A 6,383-nucleotide genomic window follows, 5' to 3' on the forward strand; every position below is an offset into this window, starting at 1 on the left:
ATCGCCGTCAACGACGACGAGCACATCGTGTCCACCGCCACGCTCGGGCCGTGGAAGTCGCAGACGTAGGACACCCGGTTGGCGATCGAGGCCGGGCTGCCCGCCAGCGCCAGCGCCCCGCCGCGTGCCTGGGAGGCGGCGGCGTGCAGCTGGTACTCCTCGTACATCACACCGACGAAGACGCCGACCTCGCCGTGCGCGGCCGCGTCGGCCCGGGTGTAACCGGCGTCCTGGAGCGTCGCGTAGGCGCACTCCAGGAACAACCGCTCCTGCGGGTCGAGCAGTTCGGCTTCGCGCGGGGTGATGCCGAAGAACCGGGCGTCGAACGTGTCGACGTCGGTGAGGAATCCGCCCCGCCGGCCACCGCCGGTGGTCCGTGGATCCCACCGCTCGGCCGGGACCTCCGTGACGCTGTCCACACCTGCCCGCAGGTTCCCCCAGAACTCGTCGAGGGTGTCGGCCCCCGGGTAGCGCCCGGCGACACCGATGATCGCGACGTCGTCCGACGCCGAGGCGTTCGGTGCCGAGGCGTTCGGCGCCCCGGCTTCGGCCGCCGTGGACCGGGCGGGCAGTCGCGAGGAGACCGGGACCACCGGCTGGGCCGACGACGGGTCGGCCCCGGCGGCCCGCTCCGTGAGCCGGCCCTGGAGGTGACCGGCGAGCGCGTCGACGGTACGGAACTCGAAGAGCAGTGTCCTGTCCAGCGGGCCGAAGGTCCGCTCCAGCTCTCGGACGATCTCCAGTCCGGTGATGGAGTCCATGCCATAGGCCGTCAGCTCCACGTCGCGGTCGATCCGGGGCGCGGGCAGCTTGATGACCGACGCGACGACCGCGGTCAGCCGACGGACCAGTTCCTCGCGGTCCACGGAGGCCACGGCTACTGCCGCGGTCGCGGTCCCGGCCCCGGCGGCCGGGGCCGGGGCCGGGGCCGGGCCGGCGAGCCGCTCGACCGAGATGCGCTCCCGGTCGCCGTGGAGCACCATGACCCGGCTCTGCCCGCCCGCCAGCGCGCGGTACAGGGCGCGCAGCGCGGCGCCGGTCGGCAGCGGCCGCAGGCCGACGCCGTCACGCGCGGCGCGGACCTCGGAGGGGTCCATGGCCATGCCGCCCTCGGCCCACAGCGGCCAGTTCACGGCGACTGTCCGGCCACGCCGGGCGCCGAGCGCGACCAGGGCGGCCCGGTGCTCCGCGAACGCGTCGAGGAATCCGTTGGCCGCCGCGTAGTCCGCCTGGCCCACGTTGCCGAAGACCCCGGCGAGGGAGGAGCAGAGGACGAAGAAGTCGAGCGGCAGGTCCTTGGTGGCCTCGTCAAGTCGGCGGGTGCCGGCCACCTTGGGCGCCAGCACCGCGGCGACGTCGGCGTCCCGCTTTCCGGCGAGCAGGCCGTCCCGCAGCACGCCCGCGGCCTGGACCACCCCGTCGAGGCGGCCGTACTCGGCCACCAGATCCGCGACCAGGCCGCGGACCGCCGCGCCGTCGGTCACGTCGGCCTGGCGGTAGACCACGCCGTCCGGCACGACGGCGGTCGCCGAACGGCCGGTCACCACGATTGTGGCGGCGGGCGCCTGACGCCGGATGTCGGCGGCCAGCAGCGCGCCGATCCCCCCGGCGCCGCCGGCCAGCAGGTAGACGCCGTCCGGGCGCCACGGCAGGTCGGCGTCGAGTGACGGCAGCTCCCTCCAGTCGGCGGCCTCCAGCACCTCGGCACCGGCCCGGACCATGACCGCGTCGACGCCGGCCGCCCGGGCCAGCAGCCGCGCCGCCTCGGCGGGGGCGGCGTTCCCCGGCAGCTCGACGACCTGTCCGCGCAGGGCCGGGTGTTCGCGGCGCGCCGTCATCAGGGCGCCCGACAGGCCCCAGGTGGCCGCGGTCCCCTCCGGCAGGGCGAGCTGGATGAGTGCCGCCGCCGAGGAGGTGCGCCGGACGGCCCCCAGAACGAGGTCCGTGTCGGCCTCATAGCCGTCGATCCCACCGGTCAGGCGGACCAGCTCGTCGGCCCCGTGTCCGGAGCCGAGCGAGTCCGCGAGCGGCCCGGCGGCGAGGACGATCCGGCGCGGCGGCACCGCGGCCGTGCCCGGCCGCACGGTGCGCCAGGACGGGGTGAGCAGCAGCGTGTCGCCGCCGCCCGCCACCGGGCGCACCGCCAGGGCGGAGAACCGGACGCACACCCGGCCCTCGTCGTCGCACAGGTCGACGTCGAAGGCGTCGCCCTCGGGGCGCAGCCGCAGCCACGCCCAGGCCTCGTCCGGGCAGGCGGTCACGAGTTCCACCTCGCGCACCGCGAACGGCACGGCGGGCCGCTCGTTGCCCAGGTCGACCGCGACCCCGGCGTGCAGGGCCGCGTCCAGCAGGCCGGGGTGCAGCACCATGTCCTCGTCCGGCTCGATCGCCCGGACCCTGGCGAGGACCTGGCCGTCGTCCGCCCACACGGCGGTCAGGCCGCGCATGGCCGGCCCGTAGTGGACGCCCCGCTCGCCGAGCGCGGTGTAGCAGGCGTCGACGGACACCTCGGCGACCACGGCGCGCACGGCGTCCAGGTCGATACGGGCCGCCGCCTCGGCAGAAGGCCCGGGCCGGACGTCGCCGCGTGCGAACACCGTCCGCCCGCCGGCCGGTTCGGGGCCGGTGATCTCGAAGGAGACCCGCTCGTCCGGGTCGCCCGCGGTCGTCAGCTCGACGGCCAGCGGCACCCCGGCGGTGACGGGCCGGGTCCAGACCACGTCGGTCAGCCGCAGCGGCAGCGCCGCCGACGGGTCCTGCTCCAGGCCGAGGGCCGCCGCGGCGCGCGCCATCTCCAGCGACGCCACAGCAGGCAGCACGGGCTCGCCCGCCACCACGTGGTCCGCGAGGTAGAACTCGGCACCGGTCAGCGTGGTCTCGAAACGCTGTGCCCGCAGCGAGGAGGTGTTGCGGTGGACCAGCGGGTGCGGCGCCGTGGTGTCCGGCGCGCCGATGGTCGGGCGCCCCACGGGCAGCCAGTGGCGCTCGCGGGCGAAGGGGTAGGACGGCAGGGCGATCCGGCCTGGGGTGTCGGTGTACAGCGCGGCCCAGTCGACCCGGGCGCCGGTGACCCACTCGGCGAGCAGCCGGTCGTGGTCCGCACCGGTGGCCTGCGCCGCCCGGCCGGCCCCACCGGTGGCCCGGCCGCGGTGCCGGTCGCCGCCGCGGCCCGCCACGAAGTCCCGCAGCCGGTCGCGGACTTCGGCGACCGAAGCGGCCCGGAAGGCCAGCCGCTCCTCCATCGCCTCGCGGCCGGACTGCAGGGTGTGTGCGAGGTCGGCGAGGCGGACCTCGGGGTGGCTGTCCAGGTGGGCGGCCAGGCGGTCGGCGCTCTCGCGCAGCCGGGTCTCGTCCCGGGCGGACAGCACGATCAGCCCCGGCGCGTGTGCCTCGGGCCGCTGCGGCGCGACGTACTCCTCGATCACCAGATGGGCGTTCGACCCGCCTGCGCCGAACGAGGACAACCCCGCCCGGCGCGGCACACCCGCCGTCGACGGCCACGGCGCGAGCTCCCGCTGCACCCGGAACGGCGTCGAGGCGAAGTCGATGTGCGGGTTCAGCTCCTCCGCGTGCAGCGAGGGCACCAGCTCCCCGTGCCGGAGCTGCAACAGGATCTTGGTCAACCCGGCCATGCCCGCCGCGCTCTCCGCATGGCCGATGTTCGACTTCACCGAACCGATCGCCACCAGGTGCCCGGAGCCGGTCCCGAACGCACCGGCCAGCCCGGCGATCTCGATCGGATCACCCAGGGACGTCCCCGTCCCGTGCGCCTCGACGTAACCCACGGTGGCCGGATCCACCCCCGCGTCGGCGAGCGCGCGGGTGATGACGTCCCGGTGCGCCCTGGGATTGGGCACGGTGTACCCGTTGGTGCGCCCGCCGTGGTTGACGGCGCTGCCCTTGATCACGCCGAGGATCCGGTCACCGTCGGCGACCGCCCGGGACAACGGCTTCAGCAGCACCGCGCCGACGCCTTCGGCCGGCACGAAACCGTCGCCGCCGGCGCCGAACGCGGCGCACCGGCCGTGCGTGGGCACCAGGCCGCTCTGGGTCAGGATCAGGTACTTGTTCGGGTGGATCGAGACGTTGACGCCACCCGCCAGCGCGAGATCCGACTCTCCGCGCAGCAGGCTCTGGCACGCCAGGTGGATCGCCGTCAACGACGACGAGCACATCGTGTCCACCGCCACGCTCGGGCCGTGGAAGTCGCAGACGTAGGAGACCCGGTTGGCGATCGACGAGGGGTTGCCGGGGATGCCTACGGCACGGCCGAGGGTCTGTTCCTGGGCCGCGTGGAGCTGGTACTCCTGGTACATCACACCGACGAAGACCCCGACCCGGCCGTGGGCCGCGGCGGCCTCCCGGGTGTAGCCGGCGTCCTGGAGCGTCGCGTACGCGCACTCGGCGAACAGCCGCTCCTGCGGGTCGAGGTGCTCCGCCTCCCGCGGCGAGACACCGAAGAACTGCGGGTCGAACTTGTCGACGTCGCTGAGGAATCCGCCCCACCGCGGCTGCGCGCCGGTCGCACTGGTGGGGAAGGCGCGGTGGTCCCAGCGGTCGGCGGGCAGTTCGGTGACGCTGTCGCGGCCGGCCCGCAGGTTCGCCCAGAACTCGTCGAGGGTGTCGGCCCCCGGGTAGCGCCCGGCGACGCCGATGATCGCGATCTCCTCCGGCGCGGGGGCGACGGCGGGCGCGGACACCACGCCGGAACGGGTCTCGGCGTACGCGACTGCCGAGGTCGCCGCCTCGGGGGCCGGCGGTGCGGGATCCTCCGCGACACCCGCCAGCGCCGCCAGCTCCTGCGGGCAGTTGTCGAGAAGGTGGTCGGTCAGCTCGTCCACGGTCCGGTACTCGAACAGCAGAGTGCTGGGGATGTCGCTGAACTCCTCGCGCAGGCGCGAGGTCAGCTGGACGACCACGATCGAGTCGACGCCCAGCGCGTCGAACGGCGTGGCGGCGTCGAAGTCCTCGGTCCGCAGCCGCAGCACCTCGGCGAACAGGGCCCGGAGAGCTCGCACGCCCTTCTCCCGCAGTTCTGCGGTCCGGGGCTGCCGCGGCGGCGCGGCGTTCCGCGGCACATCATCACGCGGCGCGCGAGCCCGCGGTTCGGCGTTCTGCGGCACAGGTGTCAGTGGCTCGGCGTTCCGCGGCCGGGTCGCGCGGGCGGGCACCGGTCGAGGGCCCTCGGTGGCCGCGGTCAGGTCCACCGAGATCACGCCGTCGCTCTGCGCCATGATCACGTGGTGGTCGATGTCGCGCTCCGCACCCAGGGGGAAGCCGACGGCGTCGAAGCCCGACCCGGACAGCGCCCGGCGCCAGGCCGGCACGGTGAGCACCGGGCTGCCCGGGACGCGCAGGGCCTGGTCCTCCGTCAGCCACCAGCCTTCGAGCAGCCCGAAGATCAGGTGCACCCACAGCTGGTTTCTGGTCAGCTCGTTGAGCAGCAGCAGCCCGTTCGGGCGCAGCAGGCTCCTGATGTGGCCGAGGGTCCGGTGGATCCGGCTGGTCGCGTGCACGACGTTGGCCGCGATGACCAGGTCGTAGGCACCGAGTTCGACGTCCTGGCCGGCCGGTGGGCGCTCGATGTCGAGCAGACTGTAGACGAGGAACGGGTTGTCGGGGCCGTAGGTGCGCTCGGCGTGCTGGAGGAAGGCCGGCGACAGATCGGTGTACCGGTACTCCGCCACCGCCTCCCGGTACGGCCGCAGCCGCCGGAACACCATCGCACTGGTCCCGCCGGTCCCCGCGCCCACTTCCAGGATGCGTACCCGGGCCGCCGGGTCCTCGGCCAGGCGCCGCTCGACGTACGCCGCCACGGCGTCCGCGAGCACACCGTTGAAGAAGTCGGCCGGTGCGTTGTTCTGGTAGAGCCCCTGCACCAGGTCCATTGAGGAGTCCGGGAACAGGGTCTCGGTGGCCAGGCGGCGGCCGGTCAGCACGTCCGGCAAGGCCTTGAGCACGGTGTCGATCAGCACCACCTGGGCCTGCGCCCCGGGATCGGTGCCCCAGGCCGACCGGGCGGTCCCCCAGCGCGACCAGGCGTCCGCCGCGCCGGGGCGCAGCGCGGCGCAGGACAGCCCGTCGTAGCGCACGTGCCCGTACTCGTCCAGCACGCGCAGGGTCTCGTCGAGCCAGTGGCGCAGCGGCGTGGGCAGTTTCCGGACCGGCGCGAGGTCCGGCACGACGGCGGCCTGCGGGCCGAACCAGCCCAGCCCGGACAGCTGGAACCAGATGAGGTCGGCGATCAGCGCGTCGACCGGGCCGGTCGACGCCCGGCTCTCCTGGGAGAGCTCGGCCAGGGTGTGCGCGGTGAGCAGAGACCGCTCGTCGGCCTCGACGCCACGGCCGCGCAGCCGCTCCGCATAGGCGGCCAGACGCACCCG

1 protein-coding gene is annotated in these 6,383 nt (G+C 74.7%); it reads right to left on the reverse strand.

Annotated features, from left to right (window positions below):
- Window positions 1-6,383: SDR family NAD(P)-dependent oxidoreductase (locus tag ACF061_RS38945; RefSeq protein WP_392271759.1), on the reverse strand; the 6,383-nt coding region annotated here is incomplete at both ends.

Source organism: Streptomyces sp. NPDC015220, from assembly GCF_043079345.1.
Classification (GTDB): domain Bacteria; phylum Actinomycetota; class Actinomycetes; order Streptomycetales; family Streptomycetaceae; genus Streptomyces.